The organism is Pseudomonas sp. NPDC086566 (assembly GCF_050280885.1).
Lineage (GTDB): Bacteria > Pseudomonadota > Gammaproteobacteria > Pseudomonadales > Pseudomonadaceae > Aquipseudomonas > Aquipseudomonas vlassakiae.
This window is the reverse complement of the sequence record NZ_JBNNWD010000002.1, coordinates 257,930-280,689: the sequence shown is the minus strand read 5'-3', so window position 1 is coordinate 280,689 and position 22,760 is coordinate 257,930. Positions and strand designations below refer to the sequence as shown.

The window sequence follows — 22,760 nt, the reverse complement described above, 5'->3', positions numbered from 1 at the left end:
TGCATCAACGAGCGCTCAACGCCGCATAGCTGTTCATCAGGTTGCGGTAGTTGGGGATCCGCTGCGACAGCAGGTTGCCCAGCCCTTCGATGTCGTTGCGCCAGTCGCGGTGCAGCTCACAGGCCACCGAGAACCAGTTCATCATCTGTGCGCCTGCCTGGGTCATGCGCACCCACGCCGCCTGCTGCACGGTCTCGTTGAAGGTGCCCGAAGCATCGGTCACCACGAACACTTCGAAGCCTTCAGCCAGCGCCGACAAGGTCGGGAACGCCACGCACACGTCGGTCACCACACCCGCGATGATCAGCTGCTTGCGGCCAGTGGCCTTGATCGCCTTGACGAAGTCCTGGTTGTCCCAGGCGTTGATCTGGCCTGGGCGAGCGATGTACGGCGCGTCTGGGAACATCTCTTTCAACTCCGGCACCAGCGGGCCGTTGGGGCCTTGCTCGAAGCTGGTGGTGAGAATGGTCGGCAGGCCGAAGAACTTGGCCAGGTCGCCCAGGGCCAGGACGTTGTTCTTGAACTCGTTGGGCGAGAAGTCCTGCACCAGCGAGATCAGGCCAGTCTGGTGGTCGACCAGCAGCACCACGGCATCGTCCTTGTTCAGGCGCTTGTAATCAGGTTGGCTCATCGGGTGACTCCTTGGGTTGGGAAAACGGAGCGGGACTTGCCTGGGGGCTTGTCCCAAGGGCTTATACCGGCGAATAGAGCCGGCTTAAGAAAATGCCTGTGCCTGGCGCCAGGCCTTGGGCGGCTGGCCGACCAGGCGGCTGAAGGCACGGGTGAAATGGGCCTGGTCGCAGAAGCCGCACTCCAGGCTCACGTGGGTGATCGGCGCCTCGGTGACAAGCAGGCGCTTGGCCTTTTCCATGCGCGCCAGCAGGCGCCAGGCCTGGGGCGAGAGGCCGGTGTTGACCTTGAAGGCCCGGGAGAAATGGCTGCGGGTGAGGTTGCATACGGCGGCGATCTCGCTGATCGACAGCGAACTGTGCAACATCAATTCCTTGGCCTGACGCAACCGCGCGGGTGTCAGCGCGCCGGGAGTGTGCAGAAGCGCTTGGGGCGTCCCAGGGTGCATGGCGACTCTCCTGTTCAATGAAGAAAGTCTCGCCGCCGGGGCATGACAAAGTCCTGAGCCAAACCTGAATTGTTGTTAATTGTGCGCTGCTGGCCCTGGCCTTTTGGCCGATACCTTAAGATGCGTTTCTTACTCAGCTTCATGCCGCCACAAGCGGTCAGCATTCAAGGCGAAAGAGGTATGCAGGAAAACCACACCCAACGCACCGTGGCCATGGTGCTGTTCGATGATGTGCTGATGCTGGATGTGACCGGGCCGATGGATGCCTTTGCCATTGCCAACCGGTTCCTGCCTGAAGACCACCATTATCGGTTGGTGACCGTGGCTGAAGGCCAGGGGACCATCCGCGGGTCTTGCGGCCTGAAGGTAATGGCCGACCTGCGCCTGGAGCAATTGCCAGTCAGTATCGACCTGCTGCTGGTACCGGGTGGGCCGGGGGCTTACCACGTCGCGTTGCCGGCGATCGAGCGCTGGCTGCCTGCCGCCGTTGCCAGGGCGCGGCGCTTCGGTGCGATCTGCACCGGAGCGTTCGTGCTCGGGCGTGCCGGGTTGCTCGACGGCTATCGCTGTACTACCCACTGGAATTACGTGGAGCGCCTGGCCCAGGCATTTCCCGACGCCAGGGTCGAAACCGAGCACATCTACGTGATGGACCGCGACCTGATCACCTCCGGCGGCATCACGGCGGGTATCGACCTGGCGCTGGCCATCGTCGCCGAGGATCACGGCAAGGCGCTGGCTCTCGAAGTCGCCAAGGTGCTGCTGGTGGCGCGTCACCGCCAAGGCGGGCAAACGCCTTACGGGCCGCTGCTGGCGGCGGTACCCCGGGATGGCTCGCCGATTGCCCGGGTCCAGGCTTACATCGTCGATCACATCGATCAGCCATTCACGGTGCAGAAGATGGCGGACCTGGTGGCCATGAGCGGGCGCAACTTTGCCCGGACTTTTCAGCGTGAGGTCGGGATCACGCCGCTGCAGTACTTGCAGAACGCGCGGATCGACCAGGCGCGCAAGTTGCTCGAATGCGGCGATCTGCCGTTGAAGGTGGTGGCGACCCGATGCGGGTTTGGCAGCGACCGGCATATGCGCAAGGTGTTCTGCGAGCGGATCGGCATGACGCCGGCGCAGTATCGGGCTCAGTTTGGCGGGAGCTGAAACTGTCAATCCATACGGGACAATGTTTCCTCCTGGCAGCAGATTGTCTTCGGCCTGACCAACCTCCAGAATCGTCCGTCAACCTGTTCAAACGCTGCCCCGGCAGCTCATGGAGTACGAGCCAATGCCACACGAAGGCAGCCTTCTGCAAACCGCGGTGATCTTTTTGCTCGCCGCAGTCGTCGCCGTCCCACTGGCCAAGCGCCTGCAGCTGGGGGCCGTGATCGGTTACCTGCTCGCCGGCGTGGCCATCGGCCCACAGGCCCTGGGCCTGATCCGCGACACCGAAAGCGTCGCGCACATTTCCGAACTGGGCGTGGTCCTGCTGCTGTTCATCATTGGCCTCGAGCTGTCGCCCAAGCGCCTGTGGCTGATGCGCAGGTCGGTATTCGGCGTCGGCACCGCCCAGGTGCTGCTGACCGGCGCGGTGATCGGCGCCATTGCCCTGTTCGGCTTCGGCCAGTCGCTGCCGGCGGCCGTCGTGCTCGGCCTCGGCCTGGCGCTGTCGTCCACCGCGCTCGGCTTGCAAAGCCTGGCCGAGACCAAGCAGCTCAATGCACCCCATGGCCGCCTGGCGTTCGCCATCCTGCTGTTCCAGGACATCGCCGCGATCCCGCTGATCGCCCTGGTCCCGTTGCTGGCCGCCAGCGGCCCGGACACCAGCCACGGCGACAGCCTGCAACATGGCCTGAAGGTCTTCGCCAGCATCGCCGTGGTCATCATCGGCGGCCGCTACCTGCTGCGCCCGGTGTTCCGCACCGTGGCCCGCACCGGCCTGCCGGAAGTGTCCACCGCCACCGCGCTGCTGGTGGTGATCGGCACCGCCTGGCTGATGGAGGAAGCCGGCATTTCCATGGCCCTGGGCGCCTTCCTCGCCGGTCTGCTGCTGGCCGACTCGGAGTACCGCCACGAGCTGGAATCGCAGATCGAGCCGTTCAAGGGCCTGCTGCTGGGGCTGTTCTTCATCAGCGTCGGCATGGGCGCCAATCTGAGGCTGCTGTTGGAAATGCCGCTGGTGCTGCTGGGCCTGACTCTGCTGCTGGTGGCGGTGAAGTTGGTGCTGCTGATCGCCGTCGGCCGCCTGGCCGGTGGCTTGAACAGCGCCAGCGCGCTGCGCCTGGGCATGGTGCTGGCTGCCGGTGGCGAATTCGCTTTCGTGGTGTTCAAGCTGGGCAAGGACCAGGGCCTGTTCGACACCCAGACCTACGACCTGCTGCTGATGACCATCACCCTGTCGATGGCCATCACCCCACTGCTGATGCTCGGCTGCGCCCGCGCCCTCAAGCGCCCGCAACCGGCGCGTGAAGTGCCCGAGCAGTACAAGGCCATCGACGCTGGCACACCGCGGGTGGTGATCGTCGGCATGGGCCGCATGGGCCAGATCGTCGCGCGCATCCTGCGGGCGCAGAAGATCCCGTTCATTGCCCTGGAAACCTCGGTGGACGCCATCGAGATGACGCGCATGTTCGAGCAAGTGCCGGTGTTCTATGGCGACCCTCTTCGCCCCGAGGTGCTGCATGCGGCCAAGGTCGGTGAGGCGGAGTACTTCATCATCACCATCGATGACCCAGAGGCCGCCATCCACACCGCTGACCGGGTGAAGCGCCAGTACCCGCACCTGAAAGTGCTGGCCCGGGCGCGTAACCGCCAGCATGTGCACAAGTTGGCGGATGTGGGCGCGGAACCGATTCGCGAGACCTTCTATTCCAGCCTGGAGATGACCCGCCGGGCGCTGGTCGGGCTGGGCTTGAGCGATGAGCAGGCATCAGACCGGATTCAACGCTTTGCCCAGCATGACGAGGAAGTGTTGGAGGCCCAGGGCCTTGTGCGCGATGACCGAGCCAAGGTGATGCAAACAGCCAAGGAGGCGCGAGTGGAATTGGCGCGGTTGTTTGATTCGGATGCCGACTGAGTAGTCAGGCAATCACCAGCCGCGCTATCTGTGGATGCTCACGGTGCGCGGCTTGCCACAGATCGTAGGCTGCCTGTTCGGCAAGATACTGCCGGGCAGCACCAAGGCCTGCCAGCTCAAGTCGATACGCAAGATCGGCTGAAATGGCGGCGCGCCCATTGAGCACTGTGGATAACTGTCCCCTTGAATAGCCCAGATGGCGGGCTAACTCAGTGACGCTCATGCCGATTGCGGGCAACACATCTTCTCGCAAGGACTCCCCTGGGTGGGGAGGATCGAACATAGGCATGAATGAAACCTCCTAGTGGTAATCGAGATAATCGACAAGCTCCACATCAGTACCAACGAAGCGGAACACCAGACGCCAGTTACCCGAGACATTAACTGCCCAAAAGCTGTCCAGCTTTCCATGCAGAGGATGAAGGCGGTTACCAGGACGGTTCATGTCTCCAGGCGCTTGTGCGACCTCCAGGGAAGCAAGTAAGCGTCGCAAGCGATTGACATGATCTGCACGTACCCCAGACGAGTCACGCTGTTGATGGAGCAGACGCAGGCCTTTGTGCCTGAAACTCCTGATCATTGGTGTTTGAGTGTAAGGTCATGCCTTACACTTTTCAAGCGGGCATTGGCGCGGCTCATGGGGACACTCCTGAAAGATTTCCGGGCTATCCAGTCTGCTCTTGAACTTCCCACTTAGCGCCGTGATGCCATCCGCTTCTCTATGTAAGAGATTTCCCAAAAAGGATGTAGCCGGAGCCAAATCATCCTCACAGCCGCTTGCGCAGGGGCTGTGCTGATGCGGGCTGTCAGTACCCAAAAAGAAAAGGCCGGCCCCACGTTGGGGCCGGCCTTTTCTGTTTGAACCGCTCGCTGTTACTTACCAGCAGTCAGCGCGTTATAGCTGGTGATGAGATTGCGGTAGTCCGGAATGTGGTTGGAGCACAGCGCCGCCAGCCCTTCGATGTCGTTGCGCCAGTCGCGGTGCAGCTCACAAGCCACGCCAAACCAGGTCATCAGCTGGGCACCGGCCCGGCTCATACGGTCGTGTGCGGCATCACGGGTCATTTCGTTGAAGGTGCCAGAAGCATCAGTCACCACGAACACCTCGAACTCTTCTTCCAGGGCAGCCAGCGCCGGGAAGGCTACGCACACTTCGGTCACCACGCCGGCAATGATCAGCTGCTTCTTGCCAGTGGCCTTCACCGCCTTGACGAAGTCTTCGTTGTCCCAGGCGTTGATCTGACCAGGGCGGGCAATGTACGGGGCATCCGGGAACAGCGCTTTCAGTTCTGGCACCAGCGGGCCGTTGGGGCCTTGCTCGAAGCTGGTGGTGAGGATGGTCGGCAGGTTGAAGAACTTGGCCAGGTCGGCGAGGGCCAGCACGTTGTTCTTGAATTTGTCCGGCTCGATGTCGCGGACCAGGGAAAGCAGGCCAGCCTGGTGGTCGACCAGCAGAACGGCGGCGTCGTCTTTGTTCAGGCGGCTGTAGGTGAATTTGCTCATGGTCTGTGCTCCTAAGGTTTATGAATTTTTCAGCAATCTGGGGTGTTTCGCGTTGATGGGCACAGATTAAAATCATCACCTTTACGGCGGTAGACTGCGAAAATTGCCTTTAGCGTTCTATCTGGAGAACGATGATTGGAAGACCTCAATTCCCTCTACTACTTCACCCAAGTCGTCGAGCACGGTGGCTTCGCCCCGGCCGGGCGGGCGCTGGACATGCCCAAGTCGAAGCTCAGCCGGCGCATCGCCGACCTCGAAGACCGCCTGGGCGTGCGCCTGCTGCACCGCACCAGCCGCCACTGCTCGCTGACCGAGATCGGCCAGGCCTACTACAACCGCTGCCTGGCCATGCGCGTGGAAGCCGAAGGCGCAGCAGAGATCATCGAGCGCAACCGCAGCGAACCGCGCGGGCTGGTGCGCATCAGTTGCCCGACCACCCTGCTCAACTCCTGGGTCGGGCCGATGCTGACCCGCTACATGCTCAAGTACCCGCAGGTCGAGCTGTTCATCGAGAGCACCAACCGCCGCGTCGACCTGCTGCACGAGGGCTTTGACATTGCCCTGCGGGTGCGCTTCCCGCCGCTGGAGAACACCGACATGGTGATGAAGGTGCTGAGCAACAGTACCCAGTGCCTGGTCGGCCAGCCGCAGTACCTGGAGCAGTTGCCCAAGGACTTCGACCCACAGTTGCTGAGTACCCTGCCGAGCCTGCATTGGGGCAGCGCCCAGCGGGAGTATCAGTGGGAGCTGTTCCAGGGTGAAGACAGCAGCCGCAGCATCGTCATCCCGCATACCCCGCGCATGGTGACCGATGACCTGTTCGCCCTGCGCCACTTCGTGGTGGCCGGGGTGGGCATTGCGCACTTGCCGCGAGTCGCGGTGCGCGAGGACCTGGCGGCAGGAAGACTGGTGGAACTGATCCCGGACTGGCACCCACGCTGCGGCATCGTGCATGCGATCTTCCCGTCGCGGCGTGGGTTGCTGCCATCGGTGCGGGCGCTGATCGATCACCTGGCCGAGGAGTTTGCGATCAGCGACATGGCCTGACGTTCCTTGAGCAGCATGTCGACCAGCAGCGCCAGCACCACCGCCCCGGCTGCCACGCCAAACAGCGCGCCGTAGTGGCCATCCGTGGCGGCGAACAGCGCCGAATAAGCGTAACCGGCAATGGCCTGGAAACTGGCGAACGAAACTGTCGCCCGGCTCCAGGTCGCGCTCTGCCGGGCGTGGCCTTCGACCAGCTGATGCACCCGCGCCAGCGCCAGCGGCACGATGCCCGGCGGGAACGAGCCGATCAGCAGCGCCGCAGCCCCCAATACCCGCAGATCGTGACTAACCAGCAAGGCACCGAGCGCGGCCAGCTGCGCCAGCAGCACCAGGCGGATGCCGGCGCGTGCCCCCAGGTGGTCGGCCAACAGCCCATACAACACCGGGCCGACAATCGCGCCCAGGCCATATAGCCCCCACATGGCAGCGCCCGCATGAGAGCCTGCGCCCAGGCCCCGGCTCACGTAGTCGACCAGGAACATCATCGGCGCCACCAAGGCCGTAGCCATCAGGGCGTACTGCCCGAACAGTACGAGAATCGCAGGTGAAACCGCCGACTGTGGCAATGCAGGTGCCGCTGGCTGAAGCCCATGCTCGCCGGGCCAGCCGGCCCAGCTGCTGAAGGTCAGGAGCAGCGCCAACGCGGCCAGACCCAGCCAGGTCTGTTGCAGCCCTTTCTCCAGCAGCCATGGCACCAGGCTAGCCGACGCTGCAACGCCCAGGCCCAGGCCCAGGAAGATGGCGCCGCTGGCCAGGCCCCGCCGCGTGGCGCTGACATGGGGCAAAATGACGCTCGCCACCAGCACCATGATCACCCCGCCGGCCACGCCCGACAGCATACGCCAGGCAAAGAACCAGCTCACTGACAACGGCCAGGCACAGGCGAGGAAGGTCAGGCTTACCAGCACCATCATGCCGCGCAGCACCGTTGCGCCCGACCAACGCTTGGCCAGCGGCCGGCCGATCAGCGCGCCGACCAGATAGCCGGCCAGATTGGCTGCACCGAGGTAGACCACTGCGGAACTGGCAAACCAGTGGGCATTGATCAACGCCGGGATCAGTGGCGTATAAGCAAACCGCGCCAGGCCGATCCCGACCAGACTGGCGCACAGCCCGGCCCAGATCGGCAACCAGGGCGCACGTTGAATCGAAGCGTTCATGATCTTCCCTTGCGCCCTGATCGGCGCTTGCTGATGGTGATGGGAAAAGCATAAATTCGCCGAACGAAGAAATAACGCAGCGAGTTTTCATCCCTGCGCTGCATTTTTGCATCACCGAGGAAGGCTTCGATGAACTGGGACGACACCCGCGTGTTTCTGGCGTTGTGCCGCGAGCAAACCTTGCGCGGTGCCGCCCGCAGCCTGGGCGTGGACCAGGCCACCGTCGGCCGCCGACTCGCTTCGCTGGAAGGCGCGCTGGACGCCACGCTGTTCCTGCGCACCTCCAGCGGCTATTCGCTGACCAGCGCCGGCGAGGTCGCAATGCGGGCTGCGCTGGAGATGGAGGCTGCGGCTGCCGGCCTGCAGCGGCAGATCCTTGGGCTGGATGAACGCCTGAGCGGTGTGGTGCGCATCACCAGTACCGATGCCTTTGCATCGGAATTCATCATCCCGACGGTCGCGCAGTTGCGCTTGGAGCACCCTGGGATCGAGGTGCAACTGCACGCATCCACGCAGATGCTCAACCTCAGCCAGCGCGAGGCGGATATCGCCGTGCGCACGCTCAAGCCGGACAACCCCGAGCTGGTCGTGCGACGCCTGGCGCGCTGGCGCACCGGCTTGTTCGCTTCGCATGAGTATCTGCAGCGGCGTGGCGAGCCTATGCCGGGCAGTGCGTTCGCCGGGCACGAACTGGTGGTGTATCAACCGTATCTGGACAGTGGCAAGGAGGTCACACTGGCCGGTGAGCCGATCGACCAAGGGCATATCGCCATGACCTGTACCTCGGGACTGATGGTGCGCCACGCGCTGGCCTGCGGAATAGGCCTGGGTGAACTGCCGGTGCCGATGGGGCAACGGGCAGGCTTGCAGCAGGTCTGGAACCGCGGCAGGCCTTACGACATCTGGCTGGTGACCCATCAGGACGTGCGCCATACGGCAAGGGTGCGGGTAGTGATCGAGGCGATTGCGCAGGCCTTCAGCCAATAGGCTGCTTCACGAAGGGGCTGCCACAGGCACCCCCAACGCCAGCACACGCGTGCAAGACCCGTGGCCGCTATTGCGCCACAGTCCCGGATCATCCCCCTCGGAGCCTCCATGATCCGCGCCAATCACGGGCCAGGCCGCGCCCTGTTCGCCGCCCTCGCCCTCTGCCCCGCCATTGCCCAGGCAGATGAACCCGGCTGGTCGCTGCTCAGCCGCAACTACTTCCTGCACAGCGACTTTCGCTCGCCCTCCGCCAGCGGCCAGAACTATCGTCAGGAATGGGCGCAAGGCTTCATCGGCGAGGTTCGCTCAGGTTTCACCGAGGGCACGGTCGGCGTCGGCCTCGACGCCCACGGTTTCCTCGGTCTCAAGCTCGACGGCGGCCGCGGCCATGCCGGCACCGGCCTGCTGCCCCGTGACAGCGACGGTCGCGCCGAGTCCGACTACTCCAGTGCCGGCGCCGCGCTCAAGCTGCGTTTGGGCAACACCCAGCTGCGCTACGGCGAGATGATGGTGGAGACGCCTGTATTCGACACAGGCGACAAACGTCTGCACCCTGAATACGCCACCGGCTGGTTCCTGGAGAACACAGCTTTGCCCGATTGGCGTTTGCAGGCAGGCCGTTTCACTGCGTTCAACAATCAGGACAACAGCTCGGCGCATGATGACTTCAGCGGCTATGGCGCGACGACGGATAATCGCGCCATCAGCCTGGCCGGTGCCACCTTCGCGCCACACGGCCCGTTCGGTGGCGCGTTGTACGCCGGGGAGCTGGAAGACACCTGGCGCCAGGCCTACCTCAACCTGAACCTGGCCGAAGGCAATTGGCGCCTGGATGGCAACCTCTACAAGACCCGCGATACCGGCAACGCCAGCGCAGGAACAATCGACACCCTCGCATACAGTGTGCTGGCCAAGTACAGCTTCGGCGCTCAGGCGCTGAGCGTGGCTTACCAGAAGGTTGAGGGGAATACCCCGTTCGACTTCGTCGGCGGCGATTCCATCTACCTGGCCAACTCGATCAAATACGCCGACTTCAACGGCCCCGGCGAGCGCTCGTGGCAACTGCGCTACGACCTCGACTTCGCTACCCTCGGCGTGCCGGGCCTGAGCCTGATGGGCCGCTACGTCAGCGGCCGTGGCATCGACGGCAGCCATGCACCTGCAGGCGGCGCCTACATGAACCAGTACGGCCAGGGCGGCAAGCACTGGGAGCGTGACGTCGACCTGAAATACGTGGTGCAGTCGGGCGCAGCGAAAGACCTCAGCCTGTCGTTTTCACACGTCAGCCACAGAGCCAACCAAGCCCAGGCCGGCGATGACATCGACCGTATCTACCTGATCATCGAGTACCCGCTCAAAGGCAGTTTCTGAGCTCATGCTGTCAGCAGACGGCGCTGATTGCCGAGGCTCGGGCAGAAACAAAAAAAGGGGCCATCGCGGCCCCTTCCTTTCGCCATCACGTCAGCTTAGAACGCGAAGCACGAGCAACCCAGCGCACCCCAGAAGCCCTGGAAGTCATTTACCGGCACACTCGATTTACGCGCCTTGTCATGGCTGTGCGCATGCACCCCACATGGCCCCGAGCACTGGTGCACGGCTGCCGCCAGCGACGGCGTTCCCACGCGCCAGTGCCCCGGCACCTTGGTCACCGGCGACCATTCTGGCAGCACCGGCACCTGCGGCGGGCCAAGACGGTCGAATTCGCCGGCACCGTACACGACCTTACCATCGACAATGGTGAGCACCGATTCGATGCCCTTGATCGCTTCCTCATCGACACTGAAGAAGTCCAGCGACAGTGCCGCCAGGTCGGCCAGCTGGCCCACCTTGATCTGGCCCTTCTTGCCCTGCTCGCTGGAGAACCAGGCACTGCCCTGAGTGAACAGTTGCAGAGCGGTTTCGCGGTCCAGGCCCTCCTTGTACAGCTCCATGCCGCCGACCGTTTTGCCACTGACCAGCCAGTACAGCGAGGTCCACGGGTTGTAGCTGGATACGCGGGTGGCATCGGTACCGGCACCCACCGGCACGCCCATCTCGAGCATGCGCTTGATCGGCGGGGTCTGCTCGGCGGCCTTGGCGCCGTAGCGGTCGACGAAGTACTCGCCCTGGAAGGCCATGCGGTCCTGGATGGCGATGCCGCCGCCCAGGGCACGTACGCGCTCGATGTTTTGCGGGGTGATGGTTTCGGCGTGGTCGAAGAACCACGGCAGGCCGTTGAACGGGATGTCGCGATTGACCTTCTCGAACACGTCGAGCATGCGCGTGATCGATTCGTTGTAAGTGGCGTGCAGGCGGAACGGCCAGCGTTGCTCGACCAGGTGGCGCACCACCGGTTCCAGCTCTTCTTCCATGGTCTGCGGCAGGTCGGGGCGCGGCTCGAGGAAGTCCTCGAAGTCGGCGGCGGAGAACACCAGCATCTCGCCAGCGCCGTTGTGGCGCAGGAAGTCGGTGCCGCTGTGCAGCTTGACGCTGGAGGTCCATTTACGGAAGTCGTCCAACTCTTCCTTGGGCTTCTGGGTGAACAGGTTATAGGCGATGCGGACGGTCAGCTGATTGTTGTCGGCCAGCTCCTGGATCACCGAATAGTCGTCGGGGAAGTTCTGGTAACCGCCACCGGCGTCGATCGCACTGGTCAGGCCCAGGCGGTTCAGCTCGCGCATGAACTGGCGGGTGGAGTTGATCTGGTACTCCAGTGGCAGCTTCGGCCCCTTGGCCAAGGTAGCGTAGAGGATCATCGCATTGGGGCGGGCGATGAGCATGCCGGTCGGGTTGCCGAACTTGTCGCGCTGGATCTCGCCACCCGGTGGGTTTGGCGTGGTCTTGTCATAGCCGACAGCCTTGAGCGCGGCACGGTTGAGCAGCGCACGGTCGTACAGGTGCAGCAGGAACACCGGGGTGTCGGGGGCGGCCTGGTTGATCTCTTCCAGCGTCGGCATGCGTTTTTCGGCGAACTGGAATTCGTTCCAGCCACCGACCACACGCACCCATTGCGGCGTCGGTGTACGCGCGGCCTGGTCCTTGAGCATGCGCAGGGCATCGGCCACCGACGGCACGCCTTCCCAGCGCAGTTCCAGGTTGTAGTTCAGGCCACCGCGGATCAGGTGCAGGTGCGAGTCGTTGAGACCAGGGATCACCGTGCGCTGCTTGAGGTCGATGATCTGCGTGGCGCTGCCCTTGTGGGCCATGGCCTCGGCGTCATTGCCCACGGCGATGAAGCGGCCGTCTTTGATGGCAACGGCAGTGGCGGTGGGCTTTTCGCGATCAACGGTGTGCAGTTTGCCGTTGAACAGAATCAGGTCGGCGGTCATGGAACCTCCTTGGATGGATGCGTGGGCGGAACCGGCTTGGCCGGTGAAGGGCAATGCGGACCAGAGGGCGCCGGCGGCACCTAGCACGGTGCTGGTGGCGAGGAACTGGCGACGGGTCTTGTCGTTGCGGTCCTGGGACATGGGCTTCTCCGTCTGGGTGCGGCGGCGGCAGGCGCAACTGCAGAGCATGCCGGCTGATACAGGGTCAGGGCTTGGATGGATGTGCGGTGGGTTGTAGAAGGTTAGCCCTGTTCAAGCTTTGTGCTGCCAGGGCTGGCCTCTTCGCGGGCACGCCCGCTCCCACAGCGCCCGCGAAGGCCTCCCCGATTACTTCTGGAGGAATGCCAGCAGGTCTTCATTCAGCTGCTGCGCATGCGTCACGGCAAACCCGTGCGGCGCACCGGCGTACACCTTCAGCTCAGCCCCGCGGATCAGCTCCGCCGCCCGCTTGCCGGTGGCTTCGAACGGCACAATCTGGTCGTCATCGCCATGGATCACCAGGGTTGGCACGTCGATCCTGGCCATGTCCGGGCGGAAGTCGGTCTGCGAGAATGCGGTCACGCAATCCAGGGTGCCCTTGATCGAGGCCATGAGCGCAATGTTCAGCGTCTGAGTCTGCACACCCTGGGACACCTGCTGACCATGGTTCAGGCCATAGAACGGCGTGGCAAAATCGGCGATGAACTGCGCACGGTCAGCACGCAGGCCAGCCACGATACCTTCGAATACCGACAGGTCGACGCCTTCCGGGTTGTCCTCACGCTTGCCGAACACCGGCGTCACTGCCCCCAGCAGCACCAGGCCCGCTACCCGCTCGCTGCCGTGGCGGGCAATGTAGCGGCTGACATCACCGCCCCCCATCGAGAAGCCGACCAGCGTCACTTCACGCAGGTCGAGGTGTTCGATCAGCTGGGCGATGTCGTCGGCAAAGGTGTCGTAGTCGTAGCCGGTCCACGGCTGGCTCGAACGGCCGAAGCCACGGCGGTCGAAAGCGATGGCGCGATAACCGCGGCTGGCCAGGAACTCCATCTGCGAGTCCCACATGTCGGCGTCCAGTGGCCAGCCGTGGCTGAACAGCACCGGTTTGCCGCTGCCCCAGTCCTTGTAATAGATCGAAGTGCCGTCGCGGGTAACGAGAGTGGTCATGTCGGTATCTCCTTGAAAGTCTGCAGTTGAAAGCGTCGTTGAAGCGTTGGCTCAGCCGCGCAGCCAGGTGGCGCAGCGACGGGTCACCCACGGCATGATGTAGAACACCACGGGCAGGATGACGAACAGGTTGCCGATCAAGTTGCCGCTGATCGGGCCGCCGAGCTGCGGGAATCGCGCGAACAACGGCGCCAGCAGATGGGGAACGACCATGGTCATCGGGCAGATCACCAGGTAAGTCAGCAGCGCCTGCTTCCAGCGCGGCGGTTGTGCCGCGTTGACGCTCGGCGGGGTGAACCAGAACTCCGGATCGTCGTGCACCTGGGTTTGGTCACCGCCGTCGAGCAACGGCAATACTTCGTTAACCAGCGCCTGGCGTTCGGCCGAGTTGACCCAGGCCTGCAGCAGGCCAGCGTCGGCGAAACGCACCACGGTCGTGAAGTGCAGCCCGCCTTCATCAGGGCGGATGACGTTGACGTCCAGGTGCCCCGGCTGCCTGCGGGCGGCACTGACCGTGCGCTTGAGCCACGCTTCGTAAGCCGCCAGCGACTCGGCACGGGCCTTGTGCTGGATGACCAGGGTCACCACGTTGCGGTTGTCTTGGAGTGCGGTGTTCATCGGCGTTCCTTGGGATGAGCTTGCCGCATCCACTTTGCAACGGCGGACGGGCGGAGGATTGGATGGGTGTGCTGCCCTTGCCGGGCACCGCCTGGCGGTGCCCGGGGGAGCGGCTTACTTGTTGGCGTTGAAGGCGTTGTAGCTGGTCATCAGGTTGCGGTAGTCCGGGATGTGGTTGGAGCACAGCGCAGCCAGGCCTTCGATGTCGTTGCGCCAGTCGCGGTGCAGCTCACAGGCCACGCCGAACCAGGTCATCAGCTGGGCACCGGCCCGGCTCATGCGGTCATGGGCAGCATCACGGGTCATTTCGTTGAAGGTGCCGGAGGCATCGGTCACCACGAACACCTCGAACTCTTCTTCCAGGGCAGCCAGCGCCGGGAAGGCTACGCACACTTCGGTCACCACGCCGGCAATGATCAGCTGCTTCTTGCCAGTGGCCTTCACCGCCTTGACGAAATCTTCGTTGTCCCAGGCGTTGATCTGGCCAGGGCGGGCAATGTACGGGGCATCCGGGAACAGCGCTTTCAGCTCCGGCACCAGCGGGCCGTTGGGGCCTTGCTCGAAGCTGGTGGTGAGGATGGTCGGCAGGTTGAAGAACTTGGCCAGGTCGGCCAGGGCCAGGACGTTGTTCTTGAACGCGTCCGGCTCGATGTCGCGGACCAGGGACAGCAGGCCAGCCTGGTGGTCGACCAGCAGAACGGCGGCGTCGTCTTTGTTCAGGCGGTTGTATTTGAAGTTGGTCATGGTGGTAGCTCCTAAGGGTTTTGATGTTCAGTAAGTTGGGTGTTTCGCGTTGATGGGAGAAGATTAAAACCATCACCTTTGACGCGGTAGATAGTGCTTTTTGGCTTTAGCGTTCCATTTAAGGAACGATCACTTGGCAGTGGTTTTGCTGGCCTCATTGCTTGCCCGACCAAGCTGCTCTATTACTACGCACACCCCTCTTCTCACCTCCGAGACCTCCATGCTGGCGTTCATCCAGTCGTCCCCGTTGTTGCTCGGCTCCGCCCTGATCCTGCTCGACCTCGTGCTCTGGCAATTGCTCCCGATCCAGCGCCGGGCCTGGCGCATCGGTACGCGGCTGGTGATCTTCCTGCTGTTCAGCGCGGTGCTGGTGGCCGCAGGCATGAGCCCGCTGCAACCGCCGCCGTGGCCCGACGACGTCCCGCGCAATCTGATCGCCACGGTACTGGCCATCGGCTGGTGGCTGTTTGGCGCGCGCACGGTGACAGTAGTGTTCGGCTTGCTGCTGGTCGCCCGTGGCAGCCACGGCGGGCGCCTGCTGCAGGATGTACTGGGGGCGCTGATCTTCCTCGCGGCCGTGGTCGCGGCTGCGGGCTATGTGCTGCAACTGCCGGTGAAGGGCCTGCTGGCCACTTCCGGGGTGATGGCCATCGTCATCGGCCTGGCGCTGCAAAGCACCCTGGCCGACGTGTTCAGCGGCATCGTGCTGAACACCACGCGGCCCTATCAGATTGGCGACTCGATCTCCATCGACGGCACCGAGGGCAAGGTGCTGGACATCGACTGGCGCGCCACGCGCCTGCTCACCGGCAGTGGCAGCCTGGCGGTGATCCCCAACTCGGTGGCGGCCAAGGCGCGGCTGCTCAACCACAGCCGCCCGGCCGATGTGAACGGGGTATCGATCTGTGTGGTGGTGCCGGCCAAGGTGCGCCCCAAGCGGGTGTTCGATGCGCTGGAAAAAGCCCTGCAGGGCACCAGCGCAATCCTCGCCTCACCCAAGCCCAAGGTCACGGTGAAGGCCTCGACACTGGAGTCGGTGGAGTACGAGGCCAGCGGCTTCATCGCGGACATGGCCGGCAAGACCGATGCCCGTAACCAGCTGTTCGACCTGGCGCACCGTCATCTGGAAGCCAGCGGAGTGATGTGGAATGTCGACCTGGCCTTGCCACCGCGCAGCCGCCAGCGCGAAGTGCTGGACGAGGTGCGGGTGTTCCGCTCGCTGACCAGCGAAGAGCGGGATGCCTTGAGCCAGCGCATGACCGCTGTGGAGTACCTGGCTGACCAGGTGATCCTGGAGGTGGGCGAGCAGTCCGAGCATTTGCTGGTGATTGGCAGCGGCGTGGTTTCAGCGTCGGTGCGCGATGGTGACAAGCTGCTGGAGGCCGGGCGCATGGGGCCGGGTGAGGTGCTGGGGATCGAGGGGATCATCGATGAGGATGACTCGTTTGCCGAATTCCGGACCTTGACCAGTTGCGTGCTGTATCGGATCGAGAAGGAACAGGTGAAGAGCTGCCTGCAGCAGCGTGGGGAAGTGCAGACGGCGCTGAGCAAGTTGCAACGGTTCCGGCGCCAGAGCCGGGAGTCGCTGTTGCTGCAGAAGCCGGTTTCGATCAAGAAAGGCGGCTTCTTGAGCTGGTTGCACAAGTAAGCCTGTACCGGCCCTTTCGCGGGGCAAGCCCGCTCCCACAGGACTACCCCAATCTTCGGGATTGCATGGCACCTGTGAGAGCGGGTTTACCCGCGAAGGGGCCAGCGGCTACAACACAACCCTCAGGCATTGCCCCGCGTGATACAGCGAGAAACCGGACTCATAGAACGCCGTGCGCAGCGAAGGCGCACTCACGCCCTTCATCGGCGAGAACGGGATCGGCAGGCTGTCCGCCTCGCCCTTCAGCAGCAACTCGGCAAACGCCCGGCCAATCACGGTGCCGGTGGTATTGCCGCGGCCGTTATAGCCCGTCACCGCCACCAGTCCCGGCGCCGGTTCGAACAACCGCATCAGGTGGTCCGGGGTGAAGTCGATGCAGCCGGTCCAGTGCATTTCCCACTCGACCTTGCCCAGGTGCGGGTAGTAATGGCTCTGGATCCGGTCGGCCCAGCTGCGCACGAACCAGGCCGGCTTGTTGTCGACCCGGCCGAGGCTGCCCAGTAACAGACGCCCCTGATCGTCACGGCGGATGCTGCTGAGCACGGTGCGGGTGTCCCAGGAACCCTGGCCGTGCGGCAGCACCTTGTCGGCGGCTGCGCCATGCAGCGGCTTGGACGCGACCTGATAGTAGTAGCCACGGAAGAACTGCTTCTGCAGGTTGCTCCAGTCGCCTTCGGTGTAGGCGCCCGTGGAAATCACCACTTTCTCGGCGCGTACCGAGCCACGTGCGGTCTTCACCCGCCAGGCATCGCCATCGCGCTCGAGGCCTTCGACCGAGGATTGCTGGAACAGCCTGCCGCCCAGGCGCGCCACGGCGGCGGCCAGGCCCTGGGTGTAGCCCATCGGGTTGATGGTGCCGGCGCGGCGGTCGAGCAGCGCGGCGGAAATCTTGTCGGTACCGCAGTATTCCTGGCACTGGGCGCCGGTCAGCAGCTCGACGTCGGCACCACGGCGGCGCCATTGTTCATGACGAGCTTCGAGGTCGGCGATGCCGGTGGCGTTGTGCGCCATGTGCAGCGTGCCTTTGTGCTGGGCCTGGCAGTCGATGCCGAGGCGTTCGATCATGGCGAACACTTCAGCCGGGGCCTCACCAAGCACCTTGTTCAGGCGGCTGCCCTGCTGCTGGCCAAGGGTTGCCTCGACGTCGTCGGGACGGATCCAGGTGCCGGCGTTGACCAGGCCGACGTTGCGACCGGAGCCGCCGTGGCCGATCTTCCAGGCCTCCAGCAAGATCACCGACTTGCCCTGTTCGAGCAGGTGGATGGCCGCTGACAGGCCGGTAATGCCGCCGCCGATCACGCAGACATCGGCCTTGTGCTCACCGGCCAGGGCCTGGCTGGCGACGGTGGGTTGGCTGACATGTTCCCACAAGCATTGTTGACGCAGTTCGGACATGGCCCGGCTCCAGCAGTGTTGTTCTTATTGGGGCTGCTTCGCAGCCCATCGCGGGACAAGCCCGCTCCTACAGGGATCTCCATCGCCTGCACGATCCCTGTAGGCGCGGGCTTGCCCCGCGAACCGGGGGCAAGGCCCCCGGCCATGCAGCATCATTCCATCAGTCGAAGACGATACCCTGCGCCAGCGGCAGCTCGCGCGAGTAGTTCACGGTGTTGGTCTGGCGACGCATGTAGCCTTTCCAGGCATCGGAACCGGACTCACGACCACCGCCAGTCTCCTTCTCGCCACCGAACGCCCCGCCGATCTCGGCGCCGCTGGTGCCGATGTTGACGTTGGCGATGCCGCAGTCACTGCCCGAAGCACTCTGGAAGCGCTCGGCCTCGCGAATGTCGGTGGTGAAGATGCACGACGACAGGCCTTGCGGCACTTCGTTGTTCAGGCGCAGGGCCTCTTCGAAATCGTCGTAAGCCAGCACGTAGAGGATCGGCGCGAAGGTTTCATGGCGCACCACATCGCTCTGGGCCGGCATTTCAGCAATGGCGGGCGACACGTAGTAGGCATTCGGATACTGCTCGGCCAGCTGGCGTTCGCCACCAAATACCTGGCCACCTTCGTCACGGGCCTTGGCCAGCGCACCCTGCATGGCGTCGAACGACTGCTTGTCGATCAGTGGGCCGACCAGATTGTCCTTGCGCGGGTCACCGATGCGCACTTTGCCGTAGGCGGCTTTGACGCGGGCTACCACTTCATCCTTGATCGAACGGTGGACGATCAGGCGACGCAGGGTGGTGCAACGCTGGCCAGCGGTGCCGACCGCGGAGAACAAGATACCGCGCACGGCCAGATCGAGGTCGGCGCTCGGGGCCAGGATCATGGCATTGTTGCCACCCAGCTCCAGAATGCTGCGGCCAAAGCGGGCGGCTACGCGTGGGCCGACTTCACGGCCCATGCGGGTGCTGCCGGTGGCGCTGACCAACGGTACACGTGGGTCGTCGACCATGGCTTCGCCAGCTTCACGGCCACCGATCACCAGTTGCGCCAGGCCAGCCGGGGCTTCACCGAAGGCTTTCAGGGCTTTCTCGAACAACGCCTGGCAAGCCAGGGCGGTCAGCGGGGTCTTCTCGGACGGCTTCCATACCACCGAATTACCCGCCACCAAGGCCAGCGCAGTGTTCCAGGCCCATACCGCAACCGGGAAGTTGAAGGCGCTGATCACGCCGACCACACCCAGCGGGTGCCAGGTTTCACGCATGTGGTGGCCTGGGCGCTCGGAAGCGATGGTCAGGCCATACAGCTGGCGCGACAGGCCGACGGCGAAGTCGCAGATGTCGATCATTTCCTGCACTTCGCCCAGGCCTTCCTGGGTGATCTTGCCGGCTTCGATCGAGACCAGCTCGCCGAGGTCGGCCTTGTGCTCACGCAGCACTTCGCCGAACAGGCGCACCAGCTCGCCACGGCGCGGGGCCGGCACGCTGCGCCAGGCTTCGAAGGCGCTCTGGGCCTGATCGATGCGGGCGATGGTCTCGGCCTTGCCGAGCAATTTCACCGAGGCGATCTGGCTGCCGTCGATCGGCGTGTGAACAGGGTAGTCGCCCTGGGTGTAAGCCTCGGCGGCAACGCCAAGGCGCTCGAGCAATCCAGCAACCATTTGTGCTTCTCCTACATCGGGTGATGGGGTGGAAAAATGATGTGGATCAGTATTAATCCGATCACACCGGTGCAACAAACGACCTTTATTCCGCATATCATTCCGTCAGGTAATGATTTGAGCCGCAGAGAACGCTATGTCCAAACGCCTGGTGCCCTCCATGACCGCCCTGCAGTGCTTCGAAGCTGCAGCCCGTCACTTGAGCTTTACCCGTGCCGCCGAAGAGCTGCACCTGACCCAGAGCGCGGTCAGCAAGCAGGTGGCGCAGCTCGAGGAGATGCTGCGCCACCACCTGTTCCTGCGCATCCGCAGGCGCCTGCAACTCACCCCCGCTGGCAGCCTGTACCTGGCCGAGGTCAACAAGATCCTTACCCAGGTCGACATGTCCAGCCGCTACGTGCTCACCTACGGCGAGCAGACCGAGATATTGAAAGTAGCCACTCAACCGAGTTTTGGCGTGCGCTGGCTGATCCCCCACCTCAAGGGCTTCGGCAAACGGCACGCAAACATCCACCTCGACATCCGCAACGAAATGGAGCCGTTTGCCTTGCTGCAGGGCTCGGCCGATGTGGTGTTCTTCTATGGCCAGGGCACCTGGCCGGGGGCCACCTGCGTGGAGCTGTTCGGTGAAGAGGTAGTGCCGGTGTGCGCGCCGGAGTTGCTGGGCGGCCGTGCACTGAGCGATGCCGGTGAACTGGCCGAACTGGTGCTGTTGCAGAGTACGTCGCGGCCCGAGGCCTGGCATGAATGGTTCCTGGAGTTGGGGTTGCACAGCGTCAGCGCCTACCATGGGCCGCGCTTCGATACGTTCTATATGGCGCTGAGTGCGGCGCAGGCCGGGTGTGGGGTGGCGTTGGTGCCGCAGTATCTGGTGGCCAAGGAGCTGGCCGAGGGCAGTTTGGTCATTCCGTGGAATCATGCGATGCGCAGTGCCGGCAAGCACTACCTGGCGTATGCCGAGCATGCGGCGGAGGTGCCGAAAGTACGGGCTCTGGTGGAATGGATTCGCGAGCAGCTTCAGGCTTGAGATTGCCGGGGCCGCTCTGCGGCCCCATGGCCCTAAGGTCGATCAAAAACGGAATGACTGACTCACTTTTTTTCGCTTGTGGGCCAGGTGCATTCCCAGCTTTCATGTAAGCATCCGAACCTACCCAGGAAGCTAGCGATGCCCGCCCACGATTTCGTCAGCCCCGACAGCATCCGTGCGCAGTTCTCTGCCGCCATGTCGCTCATGTACAAACAGGAAGTGCCGCTGTACGGCACGTTGCTGGAGCTGGTGAGCGAAATCAACCAGCAGGTCATGGCCGAGCAGCCCAAGGTGGCCGAGGCCCTGCGCTGGACCGGCGAGATCGAACGCCTGGACCAGGAGCGCCACGGCGCCATCCGCGTCGGCACCGCCGAAGAGCTGGCGACCATCGCCCGGCTGTTCGCGGTGATGGGCATGGCGCCGGTCGGCTACTATGACCTCAGTTCGGCCGGCGTGCCGGTGCACTCCACCGCGTTCCGCGCTGTGCACGAGCAGTCGCTGCATGTCAGCCCGTTCCGCGTGTTCACGTCGCTGCTGCGCCTGGAGCTGATCGACAACCTGCCCCTGCGCGAACTGGCTCAGGGCATCCTGGCCAAGCGCAAGATCTTTACCGCTCGCGCACTCGAACTCATTGAGCAATCCGAGCGCGATGGCGGCCTGAACGCGGCCGATGCCGGCGAATTCGTTCGTGAAGCCCTGCACACCTTCCGCTGGCACCAGGACGCCACGGTCACCGCCGAGCAGTATCAGCAGCTGCATGACCAGCACCGCCTGATCGCCGACGTGGTGGCCTTCAAAGGCCCGCACATCAACCACCTGACTCCACGCACCCTGGACATCGACGCGATCCAGGTGGGCATGCCGGCCAAGGGCATCCCGCCGAAAGCCGTGGTCGAAGGCCCGCCCACCCGCCGCCACCCTATCCTGCTGCGCCAGACCAGCTTCAAGGCGCTGCAGGAGAAGGTTGCATTCAGCGATCACCAGGGCAGCCACACCGCCCGTTTCGGCGAGATCGAACAGCGCGGTGCCGCACTGACGCCGAAGGGCCGACAGCTGTACGACCAACTGCTCGATGCCACCCGCGCCGGCCTGGGGGGCGCGCCAGCCGAGGCCAACGCCGAGCGCTACATGGCGCTGCTGCAGGAAAGCTTCGCTGCATTCCCGGATGACCTGGCGCAGATGCGTGAGCAGGGGCTGGCCTACTTCCGCTACTTTGCTACCGAGCAGGGCCTGGCAGCGCGGGAGCAGGCGGATCGCCCGACCACCTTGGAAGGCCTGATCGCGGCCGGCCATGTGCACTACGAGGCACTGGTGTACGAGGACTTCCTGCCGGTGAGCGCGGCAGGGATCTTCCAGTCGAACCTGGGGGATGCGGGGCAGGCCGAGTATGGCAGCAATGCCAACCGCGAGGCTTTCGAAGCGGCGCTGGGGCTACAGGTGCAGGATGAGCTGGCGCTGTATGCGCAGAGCGAGCAGCGCTCGTTGCAGGCCTGTGCTCAAGCGCTGAACCTGGGTTCACTGTAAGCCTCAGGCTTGCCGGGGGCGCTTTGCGCCCCCTGCGGTTCAGCGGAAGCGGTCCACTTCCTGGCGCAGTTGCGCCGCCAACCCTTCCAGCTCGCGCGCGGTCAAGGCCAGCTCATTGGCTACATCACGCTGCTCACTGTTGGCCTGGGCAATGCTCTGCAGGTTGCGGCTGAGCACGGTGGCCGTGCTGCTCTGCTCCTGGGTCGCCGTGCTGATCACGGCAAATTGCTCACCCGCCGTACGGCTCTGCTCATCGATCCGCGCCAGCGCTTCGGCGACCTTGTCGTTGCGCGCCAGGCCTTCCTGCATCAGCAGGTTACCCTGCTCCAGGGTATGGATGGCGTGCCCGGTCTGCTGCTGGATGCTGGTGATCATCCCGGAAATCTCATCGGTGGCCTGACGCGTGCGCGCGGCCAGCCCACGCACCTCATCTGCGACCACGGCAAACCCACGGCCCTGTTCACCGGCACGGGCAGCCTCGATGGCGGCGTTCAATGCCAGCAGATTGGTCTGTTCGGCAATCGCGGTGATCACGCTGATGATGCCGCCAATCTCCTGCGAACGAGCGCCCAGGCTGTCCATGACAGTGGCGGTGCCACCCAGCGCTTCGGCAATCTGGCGCAGCGAGCTCGACGCTTCGTCCATGGCACTGCGGCCGATGCGGGTCTGCTGGGCGTTGTCGCGGGCCATGCGCTCGGTACCCGCCATGTTGTCGGCAATGTTCATCGACGTCGCGCTGAATTCCTCCACCGCACCGGCCATGCTGGTGATCTCGCCGGACTGCTGATCCATGCCTTCACAGGCACCGGTAGACAACCCGGACAGCGAACGCGCACGGCTGCTGACCTGCTCGGAAG

21 protein-coding genes are annotated in these 22,760 nt (G+C 64.0%); 8 read left to right on the top strand and 13 right to left on the bottom strand.

Annotated elements, in window-relative coordinates; translation table 11 throughout:
• Window positions 1–4: 4 nt before the first annotated feature.
• Both ycaC (ACQKPS_RS05515) and ACQKPS_RS05510 read right to left on the bottom strand, forming a co-directional pair.
• On the bottom strand, window positions 5–631 hold the full coding sequence (ycaC, locus tag ACQKPS_RS05515) for an isochorismate family cysteine hydrolase YcaC (protein WP_254482272.1): 627 nt from the start codon (window positions 629–631) through the stop codon (window positions 5–7).
• 84 nt (window positions 632–715) lie between these two features.
• Window positions 716–1,078 carry a helix-turn-helix domain-containing protein gene (locus ACQKPS_RS05510; RefSeq protein WP_254482273.1) on the bottom strand — a complete coding sequence of 121 codons (363 nt, stop codon included), beginning with the start codon at window positions 1,076–1,078 and terminating at the stop codon, window positions 716–718.
• A 180-nt stretch (window positions 1,079–1,258) separates the two neighbouring features.
• On the opposite strand from ACQKPS_RS05510, the gene ACQKPS_RS05505 reads away from it, so the two are divergent.
• Both ACQKPS_RS05505 and ACQKPS_RS05500 read left to right on the top strand, forming a co-directional pair.
• The gene (locus ACQKPS_RS05505) at window positions 1,259–2,233 is read left to right on the top strand and encodes a GlxA family transcriptional regulator (RefSeq protein ID WP_254482274.1); all 975 of its coding nucleotides are present in this window, start codon (window positions 1,259–1,261) and stop codon (window positions 2,231–2,233) included.
• A gap of 124 nt (window positions 2,234–2,357) precedes the next feature.
• The gene (locus ACQKPS_RS05500) at window positions 2,358–4,145 is read left to right on the top strand and encodes a monovalent cation:proton antiporter-2 (CPA2) family protein (protein ID WP_254482275.1); all 1,788 of its coding nucleotides are present in this window, start codon (window positions 2,358–2,360) and stop codon (window positions 4,143–4,145) included.
• 4 nt (window positions 4,146–4,149) lie between these two features.
• Here ACQKPS_RS05500 and ACQKPS_RS05495 read toward each other — a convergent pair whose 3' ends face one another.
• From ACQKPS_RS05495 to ycaC (ACQKPS_RS05485), 3 genes are all read right to left on the bottom strand, one after another.
• Window positions 4,150–4,434 (bottom strand): HigA family addiction module antitoxin, encoded by a 285-nt coding sequence (locus ACQKPS_RS05495; RefSeq protein ID WP_254482276.1) that lies wholly within the window; start codon window positions 4,432–4,434, stop codon window positions 4,150–4,152.
• A gap of 12 nt (window positions 4,435–4,446) precedes the next feature.
• Complete coding sequence (locus ACQKPS_RS05490) at window positions 4,447–4,725, bottom strand: type II toxin-antitoxin system RelE/ParE family toxin (RefSeq protein WP_197895730.1); 279 nt, start codon at window positions 4,723–4,725, stop codon at window positions 4,447–4,449.
• A 293-nt stretch (window positions 4,726–5,018) separates the two neighbouring features.
• Window positions 5,019–5,648, bottom strand: a complete 630-nt coding sequence (ycaC, locus tag ACQKPS_RS05485; RefSeq protein ID WP_254482277.1) for an isochorismate family cysteine hydrolase YcaC — start codon at window positions 5,646–5,648, stop codon at window positions 5,019–5,021.
• A gap of 135 nt (window positions 5,649–5,783) precedes the next feature.
• On the opposite strand from ycaC (ACQKPS_RS05485), the gene ACQKPS_RS05480 reads away from it, so the two are divergent.
• Window positions 5,784–6,695 carry a LysR substrate-binding domain-containing protein gene (locus ACQKPS_RS05480; protein ID WP_054887115.1) on the top strand — a complete coding sequence of 304 codons (912 nt, stop codon included), beginning with the start codon at window positions 5,784–5,786 and terminating at the stop codon, window positions 6,693–6,695.
• On the opposite strand, the gene ACQKPS_RS05475 is transcribed toward ACQKPS_RS05480, so the two are convergent.
• Complete coding sequence (locus ACQKPS_RS05475; RefSeq protein ID WP_254482278.1) at window positions 6,656–7,855, bottom strand: YbfB/YjiJ family MFS transporter; 1,200 nt, start codon at window positions 7,853–7,855, stop codon at window positions 6,656–6,658. The genes ACQKPS_RS05480 and ACQKPS_RS05475 overlap by 40 nt on opposite strands.
• A 129-nt stretch (window positions 7,856–7,984) precedes the next feature.
• Between ACQKPS_RS05475 and ACQKPS_RS05470 the strand changes: the two genes are divergently transcribed.
• Both ACQKPS_RS05470 and ACQKPS_RS05465 read left to right on the top strand, forming a co-directional pair.
• The gene (locus tag ACQKPS_RS05470; RefSeq protein ID WP_427603083.1) at window positions 7,985–8,842 is read left to right on the top strand and encodes a LysR family transcriptional regulator; all 858 of its coding nucleotides are present in this window, start codon (window positions 7,985–7,987) and stop codon (window positions 8,840–8,842) included.
• A 108-nt stretch (window positions 8,843–8,950) separates the two neighbouring features.
• The gene (locus ACQKPS_RS05465; protein ID WP_427603081.1) at window positions 8,951–10,213 is read left to right on the top strand and encodes an OprD family porin; all 1,263 of its coding nucleotides are present in this window, start codon (window positions 8,951–8,953) and stop codon (window positions 10,211–10,213) included.
• 95 nt (window positions 10,214–10,308) lie between these two features.
• On the opposite strand, the gene ACQKPS_RS05460 is transcribed toward ACQKPS_RS05465, so the two are convergent.
• From ACQKPS_RS05460 to ycaC (ACQKPS_RS05445), 4 genes are all read right to left on the bottom strand, one after another.
• The gene (locus ACQKPS_RS05460) at window positions 10,309–12,150 is read right to left on the bottom strand and encodes an amidohydrolase (protein ID WP_254485635.1); all 1,842 of its coding nucleotides are present in this window, start codon (window positions 12,148–12,150) and stop codon (window positions 10,309–10,311) included.
• Between the two features lie 327 nt (window positions 12,151–12,477).
• Window positions 12,478–13,296, bottom strand: a complete 819-nt coding sequence (locus tag ACQKPS_RS05455; RefSeq protein WP_254482281.1) for an alpha/beta fold hydrolase — start codon at window positions 13,294–13,296, stop codon at window positions 12,478–12,480.
• Between the two features lie 51 nt (window positions 13,297–13,347).
• A complete protein-coding gene (locus tag ACQKPS_RS05450; protein ID WP_254482282.1) occupies window positions 13,348–13,914 on the bottom strand; it encodes an antibiotic biosynthesis monooxygenase in 567 nt (188 codons plus the stop codon).
• A 114-nt stretch (window positions 13,915–14,028) separates the two neighbouring features.
• On the bottom strand, window positions 14,029–14,658 hold the full coding sequence (gene ycaC, locus ACQKPS_RS05445; protein WP_254482283.1) for an isochorismate family cysteine hydrolase YcaC: 630 nt from the start codon (window positions 14,656–14,658) through the stop codon (window positions 14,029–14,031).
• A 220-nt stretch (window positions 14,659–14,878) separates the two neighbouring features.
• Between ycaC (ACQKPS_RS05445) and ACQKPS_RS05440 the strand changes: the two genes are divergently transcribed.
• Window positions 14,879–16,306, top strand: coding sequence for a mechanosensitive ion channel domain-containing protein (locus ACQKPS_RS05440; protein WP_427603078.1), 1,428 nt, complete (start codon window positions 14,879–14,881; stop codon window positions 16,304–16,306).
• A 108-nt stretch (window positions 16,307–16,414) separates the two neighbouring features.
• Here ACQKPS_RS05440 and amaA read toward each other — a convergent pair whose 3' ends face one another.
• Both amaA and amaB read right to left on the bottom strand, forming a co-directional pair.
• Window positions 16,415–17,701 (bottom strand): L-pipecolate oxidase, encoded by a 1,287-nt coding sequence (gene amaA / locus ACQKPS_RS05435; protein ID WP_427603076.1) that lies wholly within the window; start codon window positions 17,699–17,701, stop codon window positions 16,415–16,417.
• Window positions 17,702–17,861: 160 nt separating this feature from the next.
• Complete coding sequence (amaB, locus tag ACQKPS_RS05430) at window positions 17,862–19,352, bottom strand: L-piperidine-6-carboxylate dehydrogenase (RefSeq protein ID WP_283723562.1); 1,491 nt, start codon at window positions 19,350–19,352, stop codon at window positions 17,862–17,864.
• A gap of 136 nt (window positions 19,353–19,488) precedes the next feature.
• Between amaB and ACQKPS_RS05425 the strand changes: the two genes are divergently transcribed.
• Window positions 19,489–20,379: a LysR family transcriptional regulator gene (locus tag ACQKPS_RS05425; RefSeq protein WP_254482286.1), complete on the top strand. Its 891-nt coding sequence runs from the start codon at window positions 19,489–19,491 to the stop codon at window positions 20,377–20,379.
• Window positions 20,380–20,517: 138 nt separating this feature from the next.
• Window positions 20,518–21,903 (top strand): 2-oxoadipate dioxygenase/decarboxylase HglS, encoded by a 1,386-nt coding sequence (hglS, locus tag ACQKPS_RS05420; RefSeq protein WP_254482287.1) that lies wholly within the window; start codon window positions 20,518–20,520, stop codon window positions 21,901–21,903.
• A gap of 39 nt (window positions 21,904–21,942) precedes the next feature.
• On the opposite strand, the gene ACQKPS_RS05415 is transcribed toward hglS, so the two are convergent.
• Window positions 21,943–22,665, bottom strand: coding sequence for a methyl-accepting chemotaxis protein (locus tag ACQKPS_RS05415; RefSeq protein WP_390898714.1), 723 nt, complete (start codon window positions 22,663–22,665; stop codon window positions 21,943–21,945).
• Between the last annotated feature and the right edge of the window lie 95 nt (window positions 22,666–22,760).